The organism is Jannaschia sp. S6380 (assembly GCF_023015695.1).
In the GTDB taxonomy this organism is placed as follows: Bacteria; Pseudomonadota; Alphaproteobacteria; order Rhodobacterales; family Rhodobacteraceae; genus Jannaschia.
Genome location: NZ_JALKAS010000001.1, coordinates 2,313,191 through 2,337,307, shown reverse-complemented (window position 1 = coordinate 2,337,307; position 24,117 = coordinate 2,313,191). Strand labels below are relative to the sequence as shown.

Below are 24,117 nucleotides of genomic sequence, written 5' to 3'. Positions count from 1 at the left end.
GACGCCGCGATGATCATCGACCACCCTCTCCTCGGTCCCCGCGACGCGTCGGAGTTCACCTATATGGGCGACGCAACCCTGATCGACCGGCCCGATGGCATGACCGATGCGCAAGCGTTTCACGACTACGCCTACCTGCGTGACAACCCGGCGGGCACGCACCGCGAGCTGTGGTTTCACGGCCAGGGCGACCGGTCGTGGCTGGTGGTGACCCGCGATACCGTAACGCATGAGATTTCGGACGTTCGACTGGCCCGCGACGTGGCGCGCGCGCAAGGACGATCATCGTGAGCCAGATCAACCGGCTGACGGGGGGACGGATCGACCGCGAACACACGCTCGCCTTCACCTTCGACAGCAAGACCTACACCGGCCACCCGGGCGACACGCTTGCATCGGCCCTCTTGGCGAATGGCGTGCGCTTGATGGGACGCAGCTTCAAATACCACCGCCCGCGCGGCCCCCTGACCGCCGGGTCGGAGGAACCCAACGCCCTCGTCACGCTGGGCCGCGGCGCGCGGGCCGAACCGAACACCCGCGCCACCACGGCGGAACTGTTCGACGGGATGGACGCGCGGTCGCAGAACGCTTGGCCATCTCTGCGCTTCGACGCGCTGGCGATCAACGACAGGCTGTCGCCGTTCCTGACAGCCGGATTCTACTACAAGACCTTCATGTGGCCCGCCTCGTTCTGGGAGAAGCTCTACGAGCCGATCATCCGCCGCGCCGCAGGTCTGGGCGCATTGTCCGGGGCCCCCGATCCGGACACGTATGACAAGGGCTTCCGGCACTGTGACCTTCTGGTCGTGGGCGCGGGCCCCGCCGGTTTGATGGCGGCGCTCGCTGCGGGGCGGGCGGGGGCGGACGTGATCCTGGCCGACGAAGACGTCGAGATGGGCGGCGCCCTGCTGTCCGAACGGCTGGAGGTCGGCGGCATGGACGGTGCGGACTGGGCGGCCCGAACCGTCGCGGAACTCGCCACTCTGCCGAACGTCCGCCTCATGCCGCGCTCGACCGTCATCGGGGCCTTCGACCACGGTATCTATGGCGCCTTGGAACGGGTGTCCGATCACTTCTCCGCTCCCCTGCCCGGCAAGCCGCGCCAGATCCTCTGGCGCATCACGGCCAGGCGCGCGATCCTTGCCGCAGGGGCCATCGAACGCCCGATCGCCTTCGCCGACAACGACCGGCCCGGCGTGATGCTGGCCTCGGCCCTGCGCAGCTACGCCAATCGATTTGCCGCCACGCCCGCGCGCCGCGTCGCGGTCTTCACATGCAACGACGATGGCCATCGCACCGCCGCCGACCTGCACGCCAAAGGCGTCAGGATCGCCGCCGTGATCGACACGCGCGCTGACGGGCCAATTTCGCACGACTACGAGGTGCTGCGCGGTGCGCAGGTGATCGGCACGCGTGGGCGGTTGGGGCTGACCTTCGTCCAGGTGCGGTTGGCCGACGGCAGGGAGAGAATGCTGGAGGTCGGCGCACTCGGGCTGGCGGGAGGCTGGAACCCGAACGTTCATCTGACGTCCCACCACCGGGGCCGCCCGACCTGGCGCAAGGATATCGCGGCCTTCGTTCCCGGCTCCGACGGACCGCCGGGCCTGTCCGTGGCCGGGGCCGCGAAAGGAGTGTTCTCGACCCATGGCGCACTGGCGCAGGGGCGCGATGCGGCTGATGCGGTGCTGTCGGATTGCGGGATGCGCGCTCGGACGACGGACCTGCCTGAAGCCGAAGACGAACCCGTGTCGCAGACGCCGTTCTGGCATGTGCAGGGTGTCGGGCGCGCCTGGCTCGACCAGCAGAACGACGTCACCGTCAAGGACGTGACGCTGGCCCATCGCGAAGGGTTCACGGCCGTCGAGCACCTCAAGCGCTATACCACGCTGGGCATGGCGACCGATCAGGGCAAGACGTCCAACATCGCGGGCCTTGCCGTCATGGCAGGGTTGACCGGCCAGACGATCCCGCAGGTCGGCACCACGATCTTCCGCCCGCCCTACACCCCCGTCGCCATCGGTGCCTTTGCCGGCCGCAGCAGCGGGCCGCACTTCCATCCCACACGCCTGACGCCATCGCACCGTTGGGCCGAAGAGCGGGGGGCGGTCTTCGTGGAAGTCGGCGACTGGATGCGGGCGCAGTATTTCCCGCAGCCGGGCGAGTCGCATTGGCGCCAATCGGTCGATCGCGAGGTCATGGCCACCCGATCGGGCGTCGGCGTCTGCGACGTCACCACGCTGGGCAAGATCGACGTGCAGGGTCCCGACGCGGCGTCGTTCCTGAACCGCGTCTACGCCAACGGCTTTGCCAAGCTGGCCGTGGGCCGGGTGCGATATGGCGTAATGCTGCGCGAGGACGGGATCGTCATGGATGACGGAACGGCCGCGCGGCTGGCCGAAGATCATTTCATTGTCACCACAACCACCGCCAACGCGGCCGGCGTCTATCGGCACATGGAATTCGTGGCGCAGTGCCTGACGCCCGATCTGGATGTCGTCCTGACCCCGACCACCGAAGCCTGGGCGCAATATGCCGTCGCCGGACCCAGGGCACGCGACCTGTTGCGGCGGGTGGTCGATGACGCCATCGATCTGTCGAACGACGCCTTTCCATTCATGGCATGCCGGCCGATCACCGTATGCGGCGGGTTGCGGGCGCGCCTGTTCCGCATCTCCTTCAGCGGAGAGCTGGCCTATGAGATCGCCGTCCCCGCCCGCTTCGGCGATGCGCTGGTGCGGCGGCTGATGGAGGCGGGCGAAGACCTCGGCGTCACACCCTACGGGACCGAAGCCCTCGGCGTGATGCGCATCGAAAAGGGCCACGCGGCAGGCAACGAATTGAACGGAACGACGACTGCGGCGAATCTCGGGCTGGGGCGGATGGTGTCGGACAAGAAGGACAGCATCGGTGCGGTCTTGTCGCGGCGTGACGGCCTGAATGCGCCGGACGATCTGCGGCTGGTCGGTCTCTCGCCCGTGGATCCCCGCGCGAAGATCACCGCCGGCGGACATCTGATGGCGTCGGACGGTCCGATCGATGCGGCGCACGATCAAGGCCACGTCACCTCGGCCTGCCATTCGCCGACATTGGGGCACATGATCGGACTTGGGTTTCTGAAACGCGGTGCGGACCGGATGGGCGAACGGCTCCGTCTCGTCTCTCCATTGACCGGTCTCGAGGCCGATGTGGATGTCGTTTCCCCCCACTTCGTCGATCCCGAGGGAGGGCGCGCCCGTGACTGATCTGGCCCCGCTCTGCGCCCTGGGCGGCCAAGCCCCCCGTGTCGATACGACGGCTGGCCTGACCCTCACCGAACGACCCGATGTCGCCCTGGCCACCGTCGCCGCACACCGTGGAGGAGAGCAGGCGGCGCGCGCAGCCGTGTCCGCCCTGATCGGAGCGGACGCCCCAGCGCCGGGCCGGGTGGCGGGACTTGGCCTTCGGGCGATCTGGACCGGACGGGACCAGTGGCTGATCGAAGCGCCCTACGACACGCACGCGGATATCGTACCGGTCCTGCGGGTCGCGATAGGCGGTCCGGTCATCCTTGTGGAGCAGACCGACGCGTGGGTGCGCCTGGACCTGACCGGCGATGACGTCGTGCCGGTGTTGGAGCGTTTGTCGAACCTCGACCATAGGCAGATGATGGTTGGATCAGGGACATTCACGACGATCCATCATCTGCGCTGCCTGCTGGTGCGCGATGCCGACCGCGTCGTTCTCTACGGCCCCCGGGCCTCGGCCCGCTCCCTGCACCATGCTGTCTTGACGGCGATGGGCGCGGTTTAGCGCGGCAACGGCAGATCCCCCTCGACCCGGAACGCGTTGATCCGCGCCCGATCCTCGGATGGCGTGACGTCGAAGGCCTGCCGGTAGTAAGCTGTCATGGTTGCCAGGTTTCCAAAGCCAACGGCCCCCGCGATCGTTCCCATCCCGGTGTCGGAGTAGAGCACCATCTGGCGCGCCGCGCGCATTCGCATGCCGCGCAGGTAGCGGTTGGGTCCGTCACCCGTCGCCGCCGCAAAAGCGCGGCGGATGTGGCGAGAAGAGACGCCGACCCGGTCTGCCAGATCATCGACCGTCACAGGGTCGGACAGGTCTTCGCACATGATCGCGACGCAGCGCGCCACGAGATCGGGCAGTGCATCGTTTCCCGTCGGTGGAGCCCAGCGCGGCACCCGTTGACGCACGCCCGCGCCGCGCATCGGGGGATGCTGGAACCAGCAGGCGACCTCATGTGCGACGTCGCCGCCCAAAGACGCATCGACCAAGGCCAGCGCGAAATCAAAGGCCGCGGCGGCCCCCGATATCGTCGGATGCCGCCCGTTCTCGACGATCACGTCCGACCGCGCGTCTGCCTGCGGAAACTCCTGCCGGAAAGCCGCCTCATAGCACCAATGCACCGAGACGGGCCGCCCCACCATCACGCCCGAGCGCATCAGGAGAAACACCCCGCCGCTGATCGCGCCGACGCCGATGCCGTGACGGGCCAGATCGCGCAATGTGGCGTTTCCAGCCTGCGGGTCGCGAAATCGGGATACCGGCGCCCCGAGGATCAGGAGAATGTCGAGGGGATCCGCATTCCGCAAAGCGGTTTCGGCTTCGAACTCGACCCCGGCGCTGGAGACGATCGGCCCTACCGCCTCCGCCAGCAATGTCCAGGAGAAGACGCCTCGGCCCACGATTTCGTTGGCGGCGCGGAGGGGTTCGATGGTCGAGGTCAGACAGGCCATGGGGAAGTCCGGGAAAAGCAGGAATCCGAGACGACTGACCCGTGTCTGTACAGGTGTCCGGGCGGCGTGACCGCCGCCCGGCCTTGGATCTGTCACTGGAGCAGCGGTGCCAGCTTCTCGGCCGCGGCCTCGTTCACCCAGTTCTTCCAGGTCTCTGTGTTCTGACTCAGATAGTGGACCGCCGCTTCTTCGGCCGAGGCGCTGTTGTCGTCCTGCCAAGCCAGCAGCGTGCTCAGATCGGCCGAGGTGAAGGTGATCTTGCTGACGAGATCGAAGATATCCGGGTTCCGCTCGGCGAAATCCGACGTCACCACCGTCAGCACCGGGGCCGCCGGATACGACGAGATGCCCGGCGTTTCGCATTTTTCGGTCTGGTTGCAGGCGTGGATCTCCGCGTCGTAGGGACCCATGTCGACGGCGACCATGTTGTAGCGTCCGAGGATGGCGGTCGGCCCGTAATAGTAGCCGAAGAACGGCTCCCTGGCTTCGTAGGCTGCAGCCATCGTCGCGGCCAGCGTCTCGCCGGAGCCGTGGTTGAAGACATCCATGCCGCGCCCGTCGAAATCGAAAGCTTGGATCAGATTGTCGTTTGCCGTGCGGCAGCCCCAACCCTCGGGGCAGTTGTGGAACTGGCCGCCCACCAACTCGGGGTTGGCCAGCACGCCTTCGATCGTCGCAAGCTCGGGGTGAGCTTCGACCAGATAGTCGGGCACCCACCAGTTTTCCGTGCCGCCATCGGAGAAGACGTTGGCCGCGGTGATAACTTTCCCTTCCGCCTCCAGTTCGTTGTAGAGCGGGGCGGAATTGACCCACAGTTCCGGCACGATGTCTGGCTGGTTGTTCTCTGCCAGCGAGGTAACGGCGGAAACCGTGGCCGACGGCACCAGTTGGACGTCGCAGCCATAGCCCTGCGTCATCAGGAATTCGGTGATCTTCGTGATGATCGAGGCCGAAGCCCAGTTCATCTCGGCCAGCACGACCTCTCCGCACTGTTCCTGCGCGAAGGCAGGAGCGGCGAACGTCGTCATGGCGGCAGCGATTGCGATCTTCTTCATGTTGGTCTCCCAGATAGTGTTGCGTCGTTTCTTCTCTTGATCGGGGCCGGTCTTGCCGTGGCATCAAACCTGCCCCCGATGACGGGTGTCTCAGTCGTCGTCGGGCATCGCGCCGCCGGCGCGGGCTTGCGAGGTTTCGGACGATGGGACAGCTATTCTGATGGCCAGCAGGTCCAGCTGGTTCCAAAGGGCATTTTCGATGTCCCCCGCGTGCGCGGCGGGGGCGGCGGGCCGGTCGGGTGCATCCGCAGCGGGATCGAACCGCAGCGTGACCGGCCCCTGCGCTCCGTCGCCGAGCGGGCCCTCGAAAAGATGGAGCCCCTGCGTAGACACCGTCGCGCACCGGACACCCCCGATTTCGACACGGATCGGCGTCTCTTGCCGTTCCGCCACGCGGCCGAGGAACGGCAGGAGCAACATCGGATCCAATACGGAGCCCAGCGACAGCGGCGCGATGCCCACGCCTTCGGGCAGAGCGGCAAAATCCGACAGGGCGATGCCCGCCCGCAGTCCGCAGATCGGGCCGTCCGACGCCCATGCCCCGGGCGCGGGTTCAAAGACGCTGCCGGCCGGGCCTTCGAGACGCGACAGCAGGATCTCGGCCCAGGGAAGCCGGCAGCGGGCCAGCCACACCGCCGCAGCGCCGCATTCCTCCGCGTCGCCCCAGGTCATCCCGGCCCCCCGCGCCGATCGCGTCGTGCCCGCTTCCACCTCGCTCCAGGACAGGCGGACCTTGCCCTGGTCCGTCGAGACCGGCCGACCCGCGAGGCGGGTGGGATCGTCGCCCAAGAGGATCAAACCGGGGCCGCCTTTTCCAGCTCGTCGGGATAGGGCGCTCCCTGGAACAGGGAAATTCGCACCCAGCGGTCCGAGCGGGGGTCAAAACGGGTCGCGCCGAAGAAGGCCAGCTTGCAGCGCAGCATGTCGATCGGCAGCAGATCGGCCGAGATGAGATTGTCGCGGATTTCCGCGAAGGGGTGGCCCCGCGTCATCTGTGCGCGGCGCACCATCGGGCGATGTTCCGGCGTTGCCAGCAGGAGCCGCGCAACGGGTGTGGCGGGATCGAACTTCTCCAGTGCGGCGGTCAACGCCGCAGCCTGCCGTCCAATGTCCAGCGGCAGTTCGCGCTCCGCCCCCGGCTCCTCGTGGCGCTCACCCAGGCGCGGCTCCAGCTTGTCTTCGGAAACGTACCAGAACCGGGCACATTCCGACGTCCCGGCGTAATCCGTGCCAGTGGCCCATCCGTAGCTGTCGGTCATCAGCCCGCGCAAAACCCCGACGGACATCGTGCCGTCGATGGCGAAGCCGGCATGTTCATCGGCACTCAGGCAGGACATGAGGCCGTCGACCAGATCGCCGTGCGGCTCCAGCAGAATAGCGACGAGGGCCTCCTGCGCTTCTGCGGCGACATTCGCTTCGGCCCAGCGCCAGAGAGCATCCCAAGGGTGGGGATCGGTCGGGTCCCACTCCGCCTCGATATGGGCCGCGATCCGATCGAGCCCGGTGCGCAGATCCGTCAGGCGTGCGCCCTGCAACGGGTGCTCGCTGTTCCAGATCCGTGCGTTCTCCTGCGCCTCCTCCAGCGCGATGCGACACTCTTCCACCTCCGCGGCGGTGGCATCGGGTCGCGACCGGACACGTGCCAACGCCTCTTCGCGCACCATCATCCAGCTATTGAGAAGGCGCGGGTGCCGCACCAGAAACGGGGCCATCCCGAGACCGGTCGAATTGCCAACACCCAAGCCGCGCCGCAAGGCGGGATCGAGCGGAACGGCGACGTCGCCCCCCCGGGCGCGCGCCATATGCTCCACCAGATCTACGGTGAACGTCCGGATCAGCCAGACGGTCAGCATTTCGGCCTGGAACGGGGCGGCCAGTTCCGGTCGGATCGCCATGTCGGCGTGGCACGCGGCGCCGAACTTGCCAGACCCGTAAACCGCCGTGGTCCGCATGAGGTAGCCGGTCTGCGCAAGCATCTCCGCATCCGGTTGCCGCCCTTCGGACAGGGCCGTGACGACGTTCGCGAACAGGCGCACCGACCTGTTCGCCCGGCTCAGCGTCAGCTCCTTCCGGGTCACGCGCCCGGCCTCCTGCACCGGAACGTCCGCCGCCAGCCTGTCCAGATCGGCGGCGTCCGGTTCACCGTCGAACAGCGCGAAAGTCGCGTCCCAAGCCGTCGCGATCACCCGGTCCGAGCGCTGCTCGGGCGGCAGGTCATGGCCGAACGCGACGAGCGAATAGGTCCGCTCCGGCCCACGAGCGCGATAGACCGCGCGCCCCACACCGGCGGCGTCGAAATCGAAGACGGGACGGTCGAAGGTCCATCCCTCGGCCTGCATCCGCCGCAGCAGGACCCGATGGAAGGACAGGCGCGTCGGATGGGCCGCCCCCATGCGCGACAGGCGCATCACGTCCGCCGCATCCCGACGGTAATTCGCCGCGTCCGGCACGGGGGACAGCGGCGCGCAGGTCATTCCGCGACCTGAGCCAACGGCGATGTCTCGGCCCCGAAGCTGACTTCGAAGAAGCGCGCCCAGTTGCCGCCCATCAGGGCTGCGACCTCTTCGGGCGAGAACCCGATCTGGCGCAGACCCGCGGCGATGTTGGGGAAATCGGCATTCGTCGCGAACCAATCGGGCATCGGAGGGAAGCCGGGGGCGTCGGCGCTCCCCTCGCCGTAGTCGACGGTCTTGGTCCAGCGGCCCGTGCGCATCCATTCGACGATGCTATCGGGCTGGTCCTGGCACAGGTCCGACCCGATCCCGAGACTTGCGACGCCATACGCCTCGGCGGCGCGGGCGACCATTTCGCAGAATTCGGCCCGCGTGCAGGCCCCGCCATGTGCCAAGTGATGCGGGTAAAGCGAGAAGCCAAGCATCCCGCCAGTCTGCGACAGTGCCCGCAGGACCGTCTCCGACTTGTTGCGCGGTGCCGCGTGCCAGACATGCGGGTTGGCGTGGGTAATGGCGATGGGACGGGTCGAATGCTCGATCGCCTCCAGCGTGGAACGCTCGCCGGAATGGCTCATGTCGACGACCAGCCCGACGCGGTTCATCTCGGCCACGACGGCGGTGCCCATGCGGGTCAACCCGGTGTCGTCATCCTCGTAGCAGCCGGTCGCGAGTAACGACTGGTTGTTGTACGTCAGCTGCATGAACCGCAGGCCAAGACGGTGCAGCACTTCGACCAGACCGATATCGTCCTCGATGCATGACGGGTTCTGCGATCCGAAGAAGATCGCGGTGCGCCCCGTTGCCTTTGCGCGCGTGATGTCTTCGGCGGTGAACCCCTGGAAGATCAGGTCCGGGAACCGCTCGAACCGGCGGTTCCAGGCTTCGATGTTCAGGACCGTTTCGCGAAACGTCTCGTGGTAGGTTATCGTGACATGCACCGCATCGATGCCGCCGGCGCGCATCTGGCGGAAGATCTTCTCCGACCAGTTCCCGTATTGCAGACCGTCGACGACAGGCATCAGTCGGGATCTCCTGCAAAAACATAGGCCGTCTTCACGGTGGTGTAGAACTCCACCGCGTATTGCCCCTGTTCGCGCGGGCCATAGGACGATGCGCCCATGCCACCGAACGGTACGTGGTAGTCGGTCCCGGCGGTCGGCAGATTGACCATCAGCGTGCCGGCCCGCATGTTCGCGCGAAAATGACTGGCCCGTGCGAGGCTGCGCGTCATGATCCCGGCGGTCAGGCCGAAATCGCTGTCATTGGCGACGGAGAGTGCCTCGTCGTAGCTGCCAGCCTTCATCACGCAGGTGATCGGGGCGAACATCTCCTCGCGGTTGACCCGCATGTCGTTGGTGGTGCCGGCAAAGACGGCGGGGGCCATGTAGTGCCCTTCGGTCGCCCGCTCCAGCCGCGTGCCGCCGCACAGAAGCTCAGCCCCCTCCCCCTGGCCCGCGTCGACATAGGCAAGGTTCGCCTTCAGTTGCCCGGCGCTGACGACGGGCCCGATCTGGGTCCCGTCTTCCAGCGCGTGGCCGACCTTCAGGGCCTTGGCCGCATCGACCAGCCTTTCGACGAACTGGTCATGCACCGCGTCGTGCACGATCAGGCGCGAGGCGGCGGTGCATTTCTGCCCCGACGCCCCGAAGGCCGCGCCCGCCGCATGGGCGACGGCAAGGTCCATGTCGGCGTCGTCCATCACGATGATCGGGTTTTTGGATCCCATCTCCATCTGGATCTTCTTCATGCCCGCGATGGCCGAAGCCGCGATGCCCCGTCCCACGGGAACCGATCCAGTAAAGCTGATCGCATCGATCCCGGGATGTTCGACCATCGCCCGGCCGATTTCGCCGCCCGGTCCGATCAGCATCGACAGCAGCCCCTCGGGGATATCCTGCCGCGCGATGACCTCGGCCATGGCGGCGGCGCTGGCGGGGGTCAGGCTGGCGGGTTTCCAGATGGCGGCATTGCCGAAGGCAAGCGCCGGAGCGATCTTCCAGGCGGGCGTGGCGACGGGGAAGTTCCACGGGGAAATGATGGCGACGACGCCAACCGGTTCACGCCGCACGTCGATCTCGATGCCGGGTCGCGTGCTCTGGGCGGTATCGCCGATCTGGCGCAGCGCCTCGGCGGCGAAATAGGTGAAGAACTGTCCGGCGCGGTAGACCTCGCCCGTGCCCTCGGCCAGCGGCTTGCCTTCCTCGCGCGAAATTAGCGTACCGATCTCGCCCGCGCGCGCCATCAATTCGGTGCCGATGGCCATCAGGACGTCGTGACGCTTCTGGATGCCGGCGGCCCACCAGACCCGCTGTGCCCGGCCAGCGGCATCGACGGCCTCGTCAAGCTGCGCGCGCGTCGCTTGCGCGTGGTCACCGATCACGTCGGACAGATCGGATGGATTCACGTTCGCGACCTTGCGATCCGTTCCGATCCAGCGCCCGGCGATCAGGTTCCGCGTCTCGACCTGCAGGTTCATGCGTCCTCTCCTTCGATCCGCGCCAGCAGGTCGTCGTCCACGATGACCCCCGCCGCTTCGATGCGGCGGCGGTTGTCCATCCGGCGCTGCCCCGGCAGGCGCGCGCCCTCCTGTTCCTCGATCGAAGCGATGAGACGGTCCATCGAAGCCGCGAATCCGTCTCCGGCGAAGGCCGACGGGTCGACGGCCAGAAAGAACTGTCCCGTTCCCGGCGGTCCGCCTTTGGGGCCCGAGAAGGGGCTGGCCTCGGTGCTTAGGTTTGCGCCGGTCAGGGCTGCGGCGAAGATCTCGACCATGAGCCCCACGCCAAAGCCCTTCTGCCCGCCCGCCGGAACCATCGAACCCTCGAGCGCGGCATCGGCGTCGGTCGTCGGTTTCCCGTCGGCGTCCAGCGCCCAGCCCGGCTCGATGCTTCGACCTTCGCGGCTGCGCAGCAGGATCTCGGACTTGGCGATGGCGCTGGCGGATTGATCCAGCACCAGCCGTGCGCCGCCCTCGCCATCGGGCACGGCGAGCGCCAACGGGTTGGTGCCGATCACCGGGCGCTTGCCACCGGTGGGCGCGATGGAGGCGGGCGCGTGAGTGAAGCAAAGGCCGATCAGACCGTCCTCTGCCAGCCGTTCGGCATGATGACCGAGAATGCCGCAGTTGTACGAATTCTTGATGCTCAGAGCTGCGACGCCGCAGGTCCGCGACGCATCGGTCAACGCAGCCCAGCCCGCGTCTATGGCAGGGTGCGCAAAGCCGTTCCCCGCGTCCACGCAGATGGCCGCGGGTCGGGGCGTCGTCACGGCCGGAACGGCATCGGTGGCTACCTTGCCGCATTCCAGATGCTCCGCGTAGATCGGCACGTAGAGCAGGCCATGGCTGCGCAGGCCGTCCCGCTCCGCCCGGCGCGTCGACCGGGCCACGGAGGATGCGGCCTCGGACGAGGCCCCGGCCCTCACCAGGCGGCGATGCGCCAGCGTCTCGACGTCGTCCAGTGTAAGTGTCTTGCTCATGAACCAGCCCCTCGACCTTCATCATGATCGTTGCGCGGCTTCAGGCAATCTTGTATTTTTTGACTCCGTTTGAGTTTTTCTGAAATTGCGGCCCTGCATGATCAAGTTCGATAGCATCCGCGTGTTCACGACCGTCGCCCATCACGGAAACCTGCGAGCGGCAGCGCAGGAACTTGGGCGAACGCAATCCGCTCTGTCGATGACATTGAAGCAGCTCGAGACCGACCTTGGTGGTCCCCTCTTCGAGACGGACCGCAAGCGGGATCTGACCGATCTTGGAAGGTTCGTGAAAGACGTGGGTGACCGCATGGTCCGGGATCACGATGCCTGCCTGGCCACGATCCGGGCCTATTCCCGCGGCGAAGCGGGGCAATTGCGGATCGCGTCCGTCCCGTCGGTCGCCGCCCTGATCCTGCCGGAGCTCCTATCGTCCTTCATGAAGATCCATCCCGACGTCCGCGTCGACCTGATGGACAGCGACAGCGCGGCCGTTCGAGACGAAGTCGCCTCGGGTCACGCGGACATCGGGATCGCCGACAATTCCATGGAAAGTTCCGGTATTCGGTCGCGACCGCTGTTCAGCGATACGCTGTTCGTGATCTGCAAGCCGACCGATATCCTCGCCAGCCGCGGCGAGGGATTGACCTGGGCAGACCTTTGGCGCGGCGCATTGATCGTGAACGAGACGATCCGGTCCGTCGGCTCGGACGAAACGGTGGCGCTGGTCGAGGGCAGCCGCATGTCCGCGCGAAACAATCTCTCTTTGCTCGCCATGGTCGCCTCCGGTGCGGGCATCACGGTCTTGCCGGGCCTCGCGACGCGGTCACTGCCGGAGACGATCGTCGCGCTGCCGTTGACCGGCTCGGGGACGACGCGAACCATAAGCTTGCTGACCCAACGGTCCCGAACGGCAAGCCCCGTCGTCAGCGCATTCTGCCGACACGCGGAAGCGACTTTGCCGCGTATAGGACGGAATCTCGGCCTTCGTCTTCACGTGTGACCGTTGCCGTGCCTGCCACGATTTCCGTATCCGAGGCGCTGGTACGGTCGCAGCTGAGGCTTCTGTCGCAGCCCTCCCAATTTCATAGCTCAACCGCCGGGCCCGGCCGTGCAGGACGGGTCGAGAGGGCCCCTGATCCGGGCACCGAGACCGCAAACGTCGAACCCGCGTCGCCGGCCACCCGAACGCCGCATGGCGGTCGGCGGGGATGACCCACTCATGCTTGAACAGGTTGAAAGGGCTCTCGGCGGCGGCGTCATCGTGGCAATTGCCGCGACGGTTCATGGAATGCTCGAGGTCGTGGGCTTTCAGGAAAGGAGCCCAATCTATGCTGGTGAACTGACTCCCTTGGTCCCTCACCCGGCAGGGTATTGCGAAACGATGTCCCGAGAGGGCGGGCGGATCATCGCTTTTGCACTCGGCTTCCGACGCTGGTCTCGCCGGGCCAGACCGTGTCGCACAGACCGTCCTCGTCCTCGTCCTCGTCCTCGTCCTCGTCCTCGTCCTTGTCCTCGTCGTCGTCGTCGCGGACGGGACAGCAGAACCTCGTCTCCCTCGACCGCCCCCACCGTCCCCTTGCACCGCCCCGCAAACAATGGTCCCCTCCCGCGCATGAGCCCCGGGGAAGGGGCCGCATCCACAGGGAGACGACGATGCTTCGCACCACTGCCATATTGACCACGCTGGCGCTGACCGCCGGCATGGCGAATGCCGAGACGCTGCGCTGGGCACGCGCCGGCGACAGCCTGACGCTGGACCCGCATGCCCAGAACGAGGGGCCGACGCACACGCTGGCGCACCAGATCTACGAGCCTCTGATCATTCGCGACCAGACCGGTGCGTTCGAGCCGGCGCTGGCCACCGACTGGGCCGTCAGCGAGGACGACCCGAACGTCTGGGTGTTCAACCTGCGCGAGGGGGTGAAATTCCACGGCGGGCAGGACTTCACCGCCGAGGACGTGGTGTTCAGCTTCGAGCGCGCCAAGTCCGAGACCTCGGCGATGAAGGAGCTTCTGACCTCGATCGTCGAGGTCCGGGCGGTGGACGACACCACGGTCGAGTTCGTGACCGACGGGCCGAACCCGATCCTGCCCAACAACTTCACCAACCTGTTCATGATGGACTCGGGCTGGGCCGAGGAGAACGGCGTCGTGGCGGTGCAGGACATCGCCAACGGCGAGACGACCTTCGCGGCGACCAACGCCAACGGGACCGGCCCCTATACCGTCGTCAGCCGCGAGCCGGACGTGAAGACGGTGCTGGAGGCGAACCCGGACTATTGGGGCGTGGGGGAATTCCCGCTGGCCTATGACCGGATCGAGTACACCCCGATCCAGAACGCGGCGACGCGGGTGGCGGCGCTGCTGTCGGGCGAGGTGGACTTCATCCAGGACGTGCCGGTGCAGGATCTGGGCCGGGTGGACGAGACCGACAACCTGGTGGTCAAGTCGGCGCCGCAGAACCGGACGATCTTCCTGGGCATGAACCAGGGCGCCGCGGATCTGGAGCGTGACGACGTGGATGGGGCGAACCCGCTGGCCGACGTCAAGGTCCGGCAGGCCATGAACATGGCGATCAACCGCGACGCCATCCGCCAGGTCGTTATGCGCGGCCAGTCGGAGCCGACGGGCGTGATCATGCCGCCCTTCGTGAACGGCTGGACCGAGGCGCTCGACACCGTGCCCGCGCAGGACATCGAGGGCGCCAAGGCGCTGATGGAGGAGGCCGGCTACGGCGAGGGGTTCACGATCCAGCTGGATTGCCCGAACGACCGCTACGTCAATGACGAGGCGATCTGCCAGGCGGTGGCGGGGATGCTGGGCCAGATCGGGGTCAAGGTGAACCTGAACGCGCAATCCAAGGCGCTGCACTTCCCGCTGATCCAGAACGGGACCACGGATTTCTACCTGCTGGGCTGGGGCGTGCCGACCTACGACTCGGAGTACATCTTCAACTTCCTGGTGCATACCAAGGAAGGCGACCGCGGGTCCTGGAACCCGACCGGCTTCTCGGATGCGGAGACGGATGCCAAGATCGTCAGCCTGTCGTCGGAGACGGACCTCGACGTGCGCAACGCGACCATCGCCGAGATCTGGGAGACGGTGCAGGACAACCAGCTCTATCTGCCGCTGCATCACCAGGTGCTGAACTGGGGCATGACCGAGCAGGTCGGGACCGAGGTCAGCCCGGAGGATGACCCGAAGTTCAAGCACTTCGAAGTGAATTGATGACAGGGGGGCGCTTCGGCGCCCCCTTTTCGTCGGATTGCCCCCGCCTGCCCGACCCTGTAGGTTCGGGGCAGGGCCAGGGTGAGGGGACAGCATATGAAGGACGGGCCCGTGGATCCGCCCCGCGACCTGCCGGATGGGCTGTCACGCGCGACGATCGCGAACTTCCCGTTCTCGGTGGTGCTGGCGGACCCGCGCGAGGACGACTGCCCCATCGTCTACGTCAACGAAGCCTTCACCGAGATGACCGGTTACAGGAGCGATGCCGCGATCGGCCGCAACTGCCGGTTCCTGCAGGGCGAGGAAACGGATCCCGATGCGCGCGCTCAGATCGCCGAGGCCGTCGCGGCCGGCGAGGCGATCACGGTCGACATCCTGAACTACCGTGCCGACGGGTCGAGCTTCCTGAACCGTGTGATGCTGTCGCCGCTGCGCGACGAGGGCGAGGAACTCGCCTATTTCCTGGGTCTGCTGAGCGATGTCGGCGATGGTGAGACGACGTCGGAGCAGGCCGAGGACCTGCGGCTGCGCCTGCGCGAGCTGCAGCACCGGGTGAAGAACCATCTGGCGATGATCCTGGCGATGATCCGACTGGAAGCGCGCGCCCGGCCCGCCGAAGAGGTCGTGCGCCTGCTGACCGTGCGGGTGCAGGCGCTGAGCATGCTCTACGAGACGTTTTCCGATCACGAGGACGGCGCCGCCGACCGGGTGCCGGTCGGGGCCTATCTGGGCCGGGTCGCGGCCTCCTTCCTGGAAATCGACGCCCGGCCCGGCATTCGCATCAACACCCAGATGGAAGAGATCGTCCTGGACATCGAGGATGCGGGACGGCTGGGCCTGTACATGTCGGAGGTGCTGACCAACGCCCTGCGCCATGGCCTCCGGGACCGCGAGGCCGGCAAGATCGACGTGGAGATGACGGTCGAGGGAAACGAGGTCCTGCTGTCTGTCTGCGACGACGGGCACGGTCTGGGCGACACGGTCTGGCCTGGCGAGACCAGCGTCGGAAGCCGGATCGTCAACGACCTGTGCCAGCGGCTGGACGGAAAGCTGACGGTCGAGAGCGACGGGAACGGCACCGTGATCCGCCTGCGCTTTCCGGCCCGCTAGGCGGTCGCGCCCGATCATCGCTGTCGGTCAACCCGCGCGGAGCCAGCCCTCGGCGAAATCAATATTGGACATCCCGGCCAGCCGCGCGGTGCGGACCAGGGCCGCGTCGAGCCGCGCGCGCCGTCCGCCGGCGAAGACCACGTCCGGTTCGGGCCAGAGCGCGCGGAGATGCAGCCGGTCGCGGCTGCGGTCGGCCTTCATGTCGACACGTCCGATCAGGCGATCCCCCTCGAGCAGCGGAAAGACGTAGTATCCGTAGCGCCGCCGCGCCTCGGGCACGAAAACCTCGATCCGGTAGTGGAAGCCGAACAGCCATTCGGCCCGCTTGCGGTCGCGCAAGGCGGGGTCGAACGGGCTGAGGACGCGCATCCGCCCGGGGGCGGCGGAGGGCGCCTGTGTCCACGTGTCGGGGTGGGTCAGCACGCGGCGGCGCCGGCCATCGGCGCCCGCGACTTCGGCCGGAACGACCGCGCCGCGTTCGAGGGCCGCATCGCTCCAGACCCGCGCCTCGGCCGGGGTGACCAGGTCCCAGAACGCCGCCAGCTCGCCCGGGGTGGCGAAGCCCAGGCGGTCAAGCGCGGCGCGGCAGGCCCATTCGATCGTGTCGGCAGGGTCGGGCCGCGCCTGCAGATGGGCGGGCGGGATGACGTTCTCGGTCAGGTCATAGACCTTCTGGAACCCGTCCCGCCGGGTCACGGCGAGCCGGCCGGTCTGCCACAGATGTTCCATCGCTGCCTTCGAGGGGTGCCAGTCCCACCAGCCGGTGCCCGACCGGGCCTCGTCCATGCCGATATCGGCGGAGCGGCAGGGGCCGTGCCGCGCGACATGCGCCAGCACCGCGTCGATGTGGTCGGCGAAAGCCGGTCGACCCCGCTCGGCCCAGCGCGCCGCGCGCAGGGCGGCATACCGCCGGAACCGCAAACGCCAATGCGGATAGAAGCGCATGGGGATCATGCTGGCATCATGCGTCCAGTGTTCGAACAGGGCGCGGTCGTGGTCGTGCAGACGGTGCAGCGCAGAGGGCCGATAGGCTGTCCGCCGGGCATGCAGGATCATGTGATGGGCCCGCGCCACGGTGTCGATCGAGTCGATCTGCACGAAACCCAGCGCGTCGATCACGCCTAGCAGGTCGGCGCCGCGGCCCGGGCCCGGGCCCGCGGGTGCGGCGCCGAGCCCGTGCCGCTGCAGGAACAGGGCGCGGGCCGTGGCGTTCGGGATCTGCGGCAGCACCGTCATGGGGCGGGCCCGGCATGGGGATGGCGCATGCGGATCGTATCGCCCCCTCGGCCTTCGTGATTTGACGTCGCGACAGGTTGTGCCACCATGACCGGTGAAACAAGGGGGACCACCGATGAAACCGATCCTGACCGCCGCGCTGTCGGGCGTGCTGCTGACCGCATTGCCGGCGGGGGCCGCCGAGCTGCGCTATGCCTCGACCTCCGATCCGACCACGCTGGACCCGAATGCGGGGAACTCGGCGCCGACCTACAGCCTGCTGGGCAACGTCTACGAGGGGCTGGTGCGGCGCGGGCGCGACATGGCGCTGGAGCCGGCGCTAGCGACCGAATGGGCGCCGCTCGAGGACGGGAACGGCTGGCGCTTCACGCTGCGCGAGGGGGTCACCTTCCATGGCGGAGAGGACTTCACCGCCGAGGATGTCGTGTTCAGCTACGAACGCGCCTCGTCGGAGCAGTCGGACACGGCGAGCTGGTTTGCGGGCGTCACGGGTGTCGAGGCCGTGGACGATTATACCGTCGAGATCCGGACAGACGCGCCGAACCCGATCTTCGTCGACGGGATCGCGAACTGGATGATGATGGATTCGGGCTGGGCCGCCGAGAACGATGCGGAACGCCCGAATATCGAGCAGGGCAACTTCGCCACGCTGAACACCAACGGCACCGGCCCCTACATGGTGACCGAGCGGCAGCCAGGCCTGCGCACCGTGCTCGAGGCGTATGACGGCTGGTGGGGGACCGATCGCGGCAACGTGGAGCGCGCGGTCTTCACCCCCGTCCAGAATTCCGCCACCGCGGTGGCGGCCCTTCTGTCGGGCGAGTTGGACCTGATCGAACCCGTCCCGGTGCAGGACGCGCGGCGCGTCGAGGAGACGGACGGCGTCGACACCATCCGCGGGATCGAGAGCCGGATCATCATGCTGGGCTTTCCGCATGATGCCGACAGCCTGATCGCCGGCGGCGACGGCAACCCGTTCGCGGATGTGCGCGTCCGCCGCGCGATGGCGCATGCTATCAACGTGCCCGCGATCCTGCAGACGGTGATGCGCGGCAACGCGGAGCCGGCGATGCAGCTGATCGGGCCGGGCCTGCGCGGCTATGCCGAGGGGATCGACGCGCCCGCCCACAATCCCGACCTGGCGCGCGAACTGCTGGCCGAGGCTGGGTACGCGGACGGGTTCGCGTTCTCGCTGAAATGCCCCAACGACCGCTATCTGAACGACGAGGCGGTCTGCACGGCCATCAATTCGATGCTGGCGCAGATCGGGCTGGAGCCGATCCTGGAGACGATGCCGGTCGCGAATTACTGGCCGGTGCTACGCGCGGACGACCACGACATGTACCTGCTGGGCTGGTCGCCGGGCACGTTCGACGCGGAACATCCGATCCGCTTCCTGGGCGCCACGCCGAACGAGGAAAAGAAGCTCGGGTCGTGGAATTTCGGCGGGTATTCCAACGCGCGGGTGGACGAGCTGCTACCCATGGTCCAGTCGGAGATCGACGACACCGTGCGGCAGGGGATGATCGACGAGATCGTGCAGGTCATGACCGAGGATCAGGCCTATGTGCCGCTCTATGTGCAGCCGCTTCTGTGGGGTGTGAAGTCGGGGGTTGAGGTCGTGCAGCGGCCCGACAACTTCCTGGTGCTGCGCTGGATCGAGATGCCCGAATGACGTGACGGGCACCGGGGCGGCGCTATGTGCTGCCCCATGAGCGCGACGAACCCCTACATCCCCCGCATCCTCCTGGCCTTCGATTTCGACCGGACGCTGGCCACCGACTCCGTCGACGCGATCTGCGCGGCCTATGGTATCGAGAGGTCGGCGTGGGAGCGGGACTACGAGGAGGCACTGGGCGACGGGTGGGACGATATCATCCGCCGGGGTCAGGGACTTCTGAACCTCGGGCAAAATCGCGGGCGACCCTTGGGGCCCGATATGATCGCCGAGGCGGCGAAGCATCTGCGGCTTTATGACGGGGTCGAGGCGATGCCTGACCTGCTGCGGGCGGCGGCGACGGAGATCGACCCGGAGATCGAGGTGGAATTCGTCGTCCTGTCCTCCGGCTTCGACGAGATCATCGCCGAGAGCGGCATCGGGCGCGTCTTCGACCGCATCCTGGCCGGCGGCTGGCACGAGGTGGACGGCGTGTTCACCTGCGTCAAGCGGATCATCGACCACCCGGAGAAGGCGCTCTACCTCGAGGCGTTGGGCAAGGGCGCGGATGTCGACGGGTCCAACGGGCCGGAACGGGCCGGCGACGCGGTGGACAAGGCGGACATGCACTGTCCGTTCGACCAGATGATCTATCTTGGCGACGGCGCGTCCGACCTTCAGGCCTTCGGGTTCCTGACACGGGCGGGCGGTCTGGCCATCGCCATCGACGAGGACGACGTTTTCGAGGCGCCGGAGCAGACCGAGACGCAGCGGGTCGAAACGCTGGCCCCGCCCGACTATTCCGAGGGCGGCAAGCTCTTGGAGGTGTTGCGCCACGGGGTCCGCGCCGGGGCCCACCGCATCGCGATGCGAAAGGCCGGCCGGGACCAGTGACGTCTTGACCCGGCGCGCCCCAAGGGGGACACCCGGGGGATGCTGGCCTACATCATCCGTCGCGTCTTTCAGTCCGTCATCGTCCTTCTGGCGGTGGGTCTGGTCGCGTTCTCCATGTTCCGCTTCGTTGGCGACCCGATCGAACAGCTTCTGGGGCAGGAGCGTACCGTGCAGGATGTCGAGCGCCTGCGCGAAAACCTGGGTCTGAACGACCCGTTCCCGGTGCAGTACGCGACCTTCCTCGGGCGCGCGGTGCAGGGCGATTTCGGCATCAGCTATCGCCAGTCGCGCCCGGTGGCCGAGATCATCGCCGAACGCGCGCCGGCCACGTTGGAGCTGGCGCTGGTCTCTGGCTTCCTTGCATTGACGGTGGGGATCGGGTTGGGCGTGTTCACCGCGATCCGGCGCGACGGCTGGGCGGCGAACGTCATCATGTCGGCGTCGCTGATCGGGGTCAGCCTGCCGACCTTCCTGATCGGGATCCTGTTGATCTACGTCTTCGGCGTGCAGCTTCGATGGCTGCCCACATTCGGGCGTGGCGATGTGGTCGACCTCGGCTGGTGGACGACCGGCTTCCTGACCGAGAGCGGGCTGAAATCGCTGATCCTGCCGTCGATCACGCTGGGCCTGTTCCAGATGACGCTGATCATGCGGCTGGTGCGGTCCGAGATGCTGGAGGTGATGCGGCAGGACTACATCCGCTTCGCCCGTGCGCGCGGGCTGTCGGCCAAGGCGGTCAACTTTCGCCACGCGCTCAAGAACACGATGATCCCGGTGATCACGGTCACGGGCCTGCAACTGGGCGCGATCATCGCCTTCGCCATCATCACCGAGACGGTGTTCCAATGGCCGGGCGTGGGGCTTCTGTTCATCAACGCGGTGCAGTTCGTCGATATCCCGGTGATGGCCGCGTATCTGATGCTGATCTCGGTCATGTTCGTGATGATCAACCTGCTGGTCGACATCCTGTATGTCTGGGTGGACCCGCGCCTGCGCATCGACGGGAGGCACGCATGAGCGATCTGCCCGACGCCACGCGCCAGGGCCCCAAGCCCCACGAACGGCTGGAGGAGGCGGAGGTCGTCCAGCCCTCGCGCTGGCGGTCGATCTGGGATGCGGACCTTACATATTCCTTCCGCACCTCGCCCGTGGCCGTCGTCGCGGCGCTGGTGACGTTGATCCTGGTGCTGTCGGCGGTCTTCGCGCCCTGGATCGCGACGACGAACCCGTTCGACCCCTCCTCGCTGAACCTGATGAACGGCTTCTCGGAGCCGGGCGTCCCCAACGCCTTCACCGGCGACACCTTCCTTCTCGGCACCGACGACCAGGGTCGGGACGTGTTCTCGACCATCCTTTACGGGATGCGCATCTCGCTGTTCGTGGGCTTCATGGCGGTGCTGTTCGCGCTGGTCCTGGGCGTGCTGATGGGCCTGCTGGCGGGCTATGTCGGCGGCTGGACCGAAACGATCATCATGCGCGTCGCGGATGTGCAGCTGACCTTTCCGTCGATCCTGGTGGCGCTTCTGATCTTCGGGGTTGCGCGCGGGATCATCCCGATCGAGCATCGCGACCAGATGGCGATCTGGGTGCTGATCATCGCGATCGGCCTGTCGGACTGGGTGCAGTTCGCCCGCGTCGTGCGGGGCGCGACGCTGGTGGAAAAGAACAAGGAATACGTCCAGGCCGCGCGGCTGATCGGCCGGTCGTCGGGCGCGATCATGCTGCGCCATATCCTGCCCAACGTGCTGTCGCCGGTGCTGGTCATCGCCACGATCTCGCTGGCGCTTGCGATCATTGCCGAGGCGACGCTGTCCTTCCTTGGCGTGGGCGCCCCGCCGACGCAGCCGAGCCTTGGGACCCTCATCCGCATCGGGCAGGATTTTCTGTTCTCGGGCGAATGGTGGATCCTGTTCTTCCCGGCCTGCACGCTTCTGGCGTTGGCGCTGTCGGTCAACCTGCTGGGGGATTGGCTGCGCGACGCGCTGAACCCGAGGCTGAGGTGAATGGTCCGCTCAAAGGCACGGGGTTCTGGCGGCCAGCGCCCGAGGAACGCGCGGCCCTGCGCGAACATCTGCTGGCCGAACTGCCGGTCGGGCATGTCCTCTGGCCGCCGACCGAAACGCTGCGGGTCGAGGCGCGCGACCGCGACGGGGGATGCCTTTTGGTCTCCACCGGGCGGGAACAAGGCGCCTTCGCGGTGGTGCACATGACCTGGGCCGGCCGTCCGGCGATGGCCGCCTTCCTGCCCGAGACAGAAATTTACGACACCGAGGCGGAGATGCTGGCCGCCCTGCGCGAGGCCGACACATGACCACCCCCGTCCTTTCCCTGCGCGGCCTGACCGTCGACATCCCGACCCGCCACGGCACCTTGCGCCCCGTCGACGACGTGTCGTGGGAGATCGACGCGGGCGAGATCCTGGGCGTGGTGGGCGAATCCGGCGCCGGCAAGTCGATGACCGGCAACGCGGTGATCGGCCTGCTGGACCCGCCGGCGCATATTGCGGCGGGCGAGGTGCTGTTGGAGGGGGAGCGGATCGACAACCTGCCGCTTCGCGACATGCGGCGGGTGCGCGGTAAGCGGATCGGGATGGTGTTCCAGGATCCGCTCACCTCGCTCAACCCGCTGCTGACCGTGGGCGAGCAGTTGGAGGAGACGATCCTGCGCCATCTGGACGTCAGCCGCGACGAGGCGGCGAAGCGCGCGATCCGGGGGCTGGACGAGGTGGGCATCCCGTCGGCGAAGAACCGGATGGGGGCCTATCCGCACGAGTTTTCCGGTGGCATGCGGCAGCGGGTGGTGATCGCCCTGGCGCTCTGCGCGGAGCCGACGCTGCTCATCGCGGACGAGCCGACGACGGCGCTGGACGTGAGCGTTCAGGCGCAGATCACGGCGCTTCTCAAGCGTCTCTGCCGGGAGCGGGGGATGGCCGCGATGCTGATCACGCATGACATGGGCGTCATCGCCGAGACGGCGGACCGCGTGGCCGTGATGTATGCCGGCCGCCTGGCCGAGATCGGACCGGTGGCGCAGATCGTGGGACAGCCGCGGCATCCCTATACCGACGGGCTGATGGCCTCGACCCCGGCGGCAAGCGCGGGCCAGGCGCGGCTGCGGCAGATCCCCGGCGCGATGCCGCGGCTGAACCGCCTGCCGGACGGGTGCGCGTTCAGCCCGCGGTGCCCGCGCGCCGAGGAAAAATGCCAGCACGATCCGCGCCCCCGCGTGGGCGAGGCGGATGCGCGCGCGGCCTGCTGGTTCCCGATCGAGGCCGGGGAGGACGCGGCATGAGCATCGTTAGCGTCCAGAACCTCAGCCGCGTCTTTGACGTGTCGAAACCCTGGCTGAACCGGTTGATCGAGCGGCTGCCCAAGCGGCATCTGACCGCCGTCAGCGATGTCAGCTTCGACATCCCGGAACGCACGACCTATGCGCTCGTGGGCGAATCCGGGTCGGGCAAGTCGACCATCGGCAAGATGGTCGTGGGCCTTCTGCGCCCATCCGAGGGGCGGGTGGAGATCGAGGGGGTCGACCTGTTCGCCGAGACGGATGCCGACACGATCGAGCGGATCCGATCGGACATCCAGATGATCTTCCAGGATCCCTTCGCCTCGCTGAACCCCCGCTGGCGGGTGGGCGACATCATCACCGAGCCGGTGACCGCGCGGGGCGGGGACACGGCCGGTCTGGCCGAGCGCCTGCTGGAGCAGGTCGGGCTGGCCGCCGAGGATGCGAAGAAATACCCGCACCAGTTCTCGGGCGGGCAGCGGCAGCGGATCTGCGTGGCGCGCGCGCTCGCGTCCGAGCCGAAGCTGATCGTCTGCGACGAGCCGACGAGCGCCCTCGACGTGTCGGTACAGGCGCAGGTGCTGAACCTGATGAGCGATCTGAAAGACGAGCACGGGCTGACATACCTGTTCATCAGCCACGACCTGACGGTGGTGCGGCACATGGCCGATACGATCGGCGTGCTGTACCTGGGGCGCCTGGTCGAGGAGGCCGCGCCGGAGGATCTCTTTACCAACCCGGCGCATCCCTACACCGCGATGCTGATCGACGCGGCGCCGCGCCTTGACGCGTTCGGCCGCGAGGTGGAGCCGCCAGAGGGCGAGATCCCCGACCCGACCGACCCGCCGCCGGGCTGCGCCTTCCATCCGCGCTGTCCGCTGGCGACCGATATCTGCCGCCGCGACCGCCCGCCGCTGGCGCCGTTCGGCGCGGGCCGGGTGGCCTGCCATCATGCGGGCGAGATCGAATTGAAGGGCGTGGCCTGA

21 protein-coding genes and 1 pseudogene are annotated in these 24,117 nt (G+C 67.4%); 13 read left to right on the top strand and 9 right to left on the bottom strand.

The genetic code is table 11. From position 1 onward, the window contains the following. The first annotated feature begins 9 nt into the window (after window positions 1-9). The 3 genes from MWU52_RS12110 to MWU52_RS12100 are packed head-to-tail and all read left to right on the top strand — an operon-like array spanning window position 10 to window position 3,789. Entirely contained in the window at window positions 10-291 is a 282-nt protein-coding gene (locus MWU52_RS12110) for a sarcosine oxidase subunit delta (protein ID WP_246952370.1), read from the top strand. Further along, on the top strand, window positions 288-3,242 hold the full coding sequence (locus MWU52_RS12105) for a sarcosine oxidase subunit alpha family protein (protein ID WP_246952368.1): 2,955 nt from the start codon (window positions 288-290) through the stop codon (window positions 3,240-3,242). Before MWU52_RS12110 ends, MWU52_RS12105 begins: the two co-directional genes overlap by 4 nt. Continuing rightward, the gene (locus tag MWU52_RS12100) at window positions 3,235-3,789 is read left to right on the top strand and encodes a sarcosine oxidase subunit gamma (RefSeq protein ID WP_246952366.1); all 555 of its coding nucleotides are present in this window, start codon (window positions 3,235-3,237) and stop codon (window positions 3,787-3,789) included. The genes MWU52_RS12105 and MWU52_RS12100 overlap by 8 nt, the downstream gene beginning before the upstream one ends. Here the strand turns inward: MWU52_RS12100 and MWU52_RS12095 are convergent. The 7 genes from MWU52_RS12095 to MWU52_RS12065 all read right to left on the bottom strand — a co-directional run bounded on the left by MWU52_RS12095 (window position 3,786) and on the right by MWU52_RS12065 (window position 11,718). Then, complete coding sequence (locus MWU52_RS12095; protein ID WP_246952884.1) at window positions 3,786-4,733, bottom strand: helix-turn-helix domain-containing protein; 948 nt, start codon at window positions 4,731-4,733, stop codon at window positions 3,786-3,788. The two genes, MWU52_RS12100 and MWU52_RS12095, sit on opposite strands and share 4 nt — an antisense overlap. A 92-nt stretch (window positions 4,734-4,825) precedes the next feature. Beyond that, on the bottom strand, window positions 4,826-5,788 hold the full coding sequence (locus MWU52_RS12090; RefSeq protein WP_246952364.1) for an ABC transporter substrate-binding protein: 963 nt from the start codon (window positions 5,786-5,788) through the stop codon (window positions 4,826-4,828). Window positions 5,789-5,878: 90 nt separating this feature from the next. Next, window positions 5,879-6,586 (bottom strand): DUF3726 domain-containing protein, encoded by a 708-nt coding sequence (locus MWU52_RS12085; protein ID WP_246952362.1) that lies wholly within the window; start codon window positions 6,584-6,586, stop codon window positions 5,879-5,881. Next, entirely contained in the window at window positions 6,583-8,262 is a 1,680-nt protein-coding gene (locus MWU52_RS12080) for a hypothetical protein (RefSeq protein WP_246952361.1), read from the bottom strand. Before MWU52_RS12080 ends, MWU52_RS12085 begins: the two co-directional genes overlap by 4 nt. After that, window positions 8,259-9,260, bottom strand: coding sequence for a membrane dipeptidase (locus MWU52_RS12075; protein ID WP_246952359.1), 1,002 nt, complete (start codon window positions 9,258-9,260; stop codon window positions 8,259-8,261). The genes MWU52_RS12080 and MWU52_RS12075 overlap by 4 nt, the downstream gene beginning before the upstream one ends. Further along, on the bottom strand, window positions 9,260-10,717 hold the full coding sequence (locus tag MWU52_RS12070) for an aldehyde dehydrogenase family protein (protein WP_246952357.1): 1,458 nt from the start codon (window positions 10,715-10,717) through the stop codon (window positions 9,260-9,262). The genes MWU52_RS12075 and MWU52_RS12070 overlap by 1 nt, the downstream gene beginning before the upstream one ends. Continuing rightward, window positions 10,714-11,718, bottom strand: a complete 1,005-nt coding sequence (locus MWU52_RS12065; RefSeq protein WP_246952355.1) for an Ldh family oxidoreductase — start codon at window positions 11,716-11,718, stop codon at window positions 10,714-10,716. The genes MWU52_RS12070 and MWU52_RS12065 overlap by 4 nt, the downstream gene beginning before the upstream one ends. A 97-nt stretch (window positions 11,719-11,815) precedes the next feature. Between MWU52_RS12065 and MWU52_RS12060 the strand changes: the two genes are divergently transcribed. After that, complete coding sequence (locus MWU52_RS12060; RefSeq protein ID WP_246952353.1) at window positions 11,816-12,718, top strand: LysR family transcriptional regulator; 903 nt, start codon at window positions 11,816-11,818, stop codon at window positions 12,716-12,718. 216 nt (window positions 12,719-12,934) lie between these two features. On the opposite strand, the pseudogene MWU52_RS12055 reads toward MWU52_RS12060, so the two are convergent. Then, a pseudogene (locus MWU52_RS12055) lies at window positions 12,935-13,072 on the bottom strand (IS3 family transposase); the annotation flags it as partial. 299 nt (window positions 13,073-13,371) lie between these two features. Here MWU52_RS12055 and MWU52_RS12050 point away from each other — a divergent pair. Together MWU52_RS12050 and MWU52_RS12045 are read left to right on the top strand one after the other, a co-directional pair. Further along, the gene (locus MWU52_RS12050) at window positions 13,372-14,946 is read left to right on the top strand and encodes an ABC transporter substrate-binding protein (RefSeq protein ID WP_246952352.1); all 1,575 of its coding nucleotides are present in this window, start codon (window positions 13,372-13,374) and stop codon (window positions 14,944-14,946) included. A 96-nt stretch (window positions 14,947-15,042) separates the two neighbouring features. Next, window positions 15,043-16,056 carry a PAS domain-containing protein gene (locus MWU52_RS12045; protein WP_246952350.1) on the top strand — a complete coding sequence of 338 codons (1,014 nt, stop codon included), beginning with the start codon at window positions 15,043-15,045 and terminating at the stop codon, window positions 16,054-16,056. Window positions 16,057-16,083: 27 nt separating this feature from the next. Here MWU52_RS12045 and MWU52_RS12040 read toward each other — a convergent pair whose 3' ends face one another. After that, window positions 16,084-17,292, bottom strand: a complete 1,209-nt coding sequence (locus MWU52_RS12040) for a crosslink repair DNA glycosylase YcaQ family protein (RefSeq protein WP_246952348.1) — start codon at window positions 17,290-17,292, stop codon at window positions 16,084-16,086. Window positions 17,293-17,407: 115 nt separating this feature from the next. On the opposite strand from MWU52_RS12040, the gene MWU52_RS12035 reads away from it, so the two are divergent. The 7 genes from MWU52_RS12035 to MWU52_RS12005 are packed head-to-tail and all read left to right on the top strand — an operon-like array spanning window position 17,408 to window position 24,117. Further along, complete coding sequence (locus MWU52_RS12035) at window positions 17,408-18,967, top strand: ABC transporter substrate-binding protein (RefSeq protein WP_246952346.1); 1,560 nt, start codon at window positions 17,408-17,410, stop codon at window positions 18,965-18,967. A 36-nt stretch (window positions 18,968-19,003) separates the two neighbouring features. Further along, on the top strand, window positions 19,004-19,843 hold the full coding sequence (locus MWU52_RS12030) for a hypothetical protein (protein ID WP_246952344.1): 840 nt from the start codon (window positions 19,004-19,006) through the stop codon (window positions 19,841-19,843). Window positions 19,844-19,882: 39 nt separating this feature from the next. After that, entirely contained in the window at window positions 19,883-20,860 is a 978-nt protein-coding gene (locus MWU52_RS12025; protein WP_246952342.1) for an ABC transporter permease, read from the top strand. Next, window positions 20,857-21,846 (top strand): ABC transporter permease, encoded by a 990-nt coding sequence (locus tag MWU52_RS12020; RefSeq protein ID WP_246952340.1) that lies wholly within the window; start codon window positions 20,857-20,859, stop codon window positions 21,844-21,846. Before MWU52_RS12025 ends, MWU52_RS12020 begins: the two co-directional genes overlap by 4 nt. Further along, window positions 21,843-22,154, top strand: a complete 312-nt coding sequence (locus MWU52_RS12015; protein WP_246952338.1) for a hypothetical protein — start codon at window positions 21,843-21,845, stop codon at window positions 22,152-22,154. The genes MWU52_RS12020 and MWU52_RS12015 overlap by 4 nt, the downstream gene beginning before the upstream one ends. Then, the gene (locus MWU52_RS12010) at window positions 22,151-23,134 is read left to right on the top strand and encodes an ABC transporter ATP-binding protein (protein ID WP_246952336.1); all 984 of its coding nucleotides are present in this window, start codon (window positions 22,151-22,153) and stop codon (window positions 23,132-23,134) included. Before MWU52_RS12015 ends, MWU52_RS12010 begins: the two co-directional genes overlap by 4 nt. Further along, the gene (locus MWU52_RS12005; protein ID WP_246952334.1) at window positions 23,131-24,117 is read left to right on the top strand and encodes an oligopeptide/dipeptide ABC transporter ATP-binding protein; all 987 of its coding nucleotides are present in this window, start codon (window positions 23,131-23,133) and stop codon (window positions 24,115-24,117) included. The genes MWU52_RS12010 and MWU52_RS12005 overlap by 4 nt, the downstream gene beginning before the upstream one ends.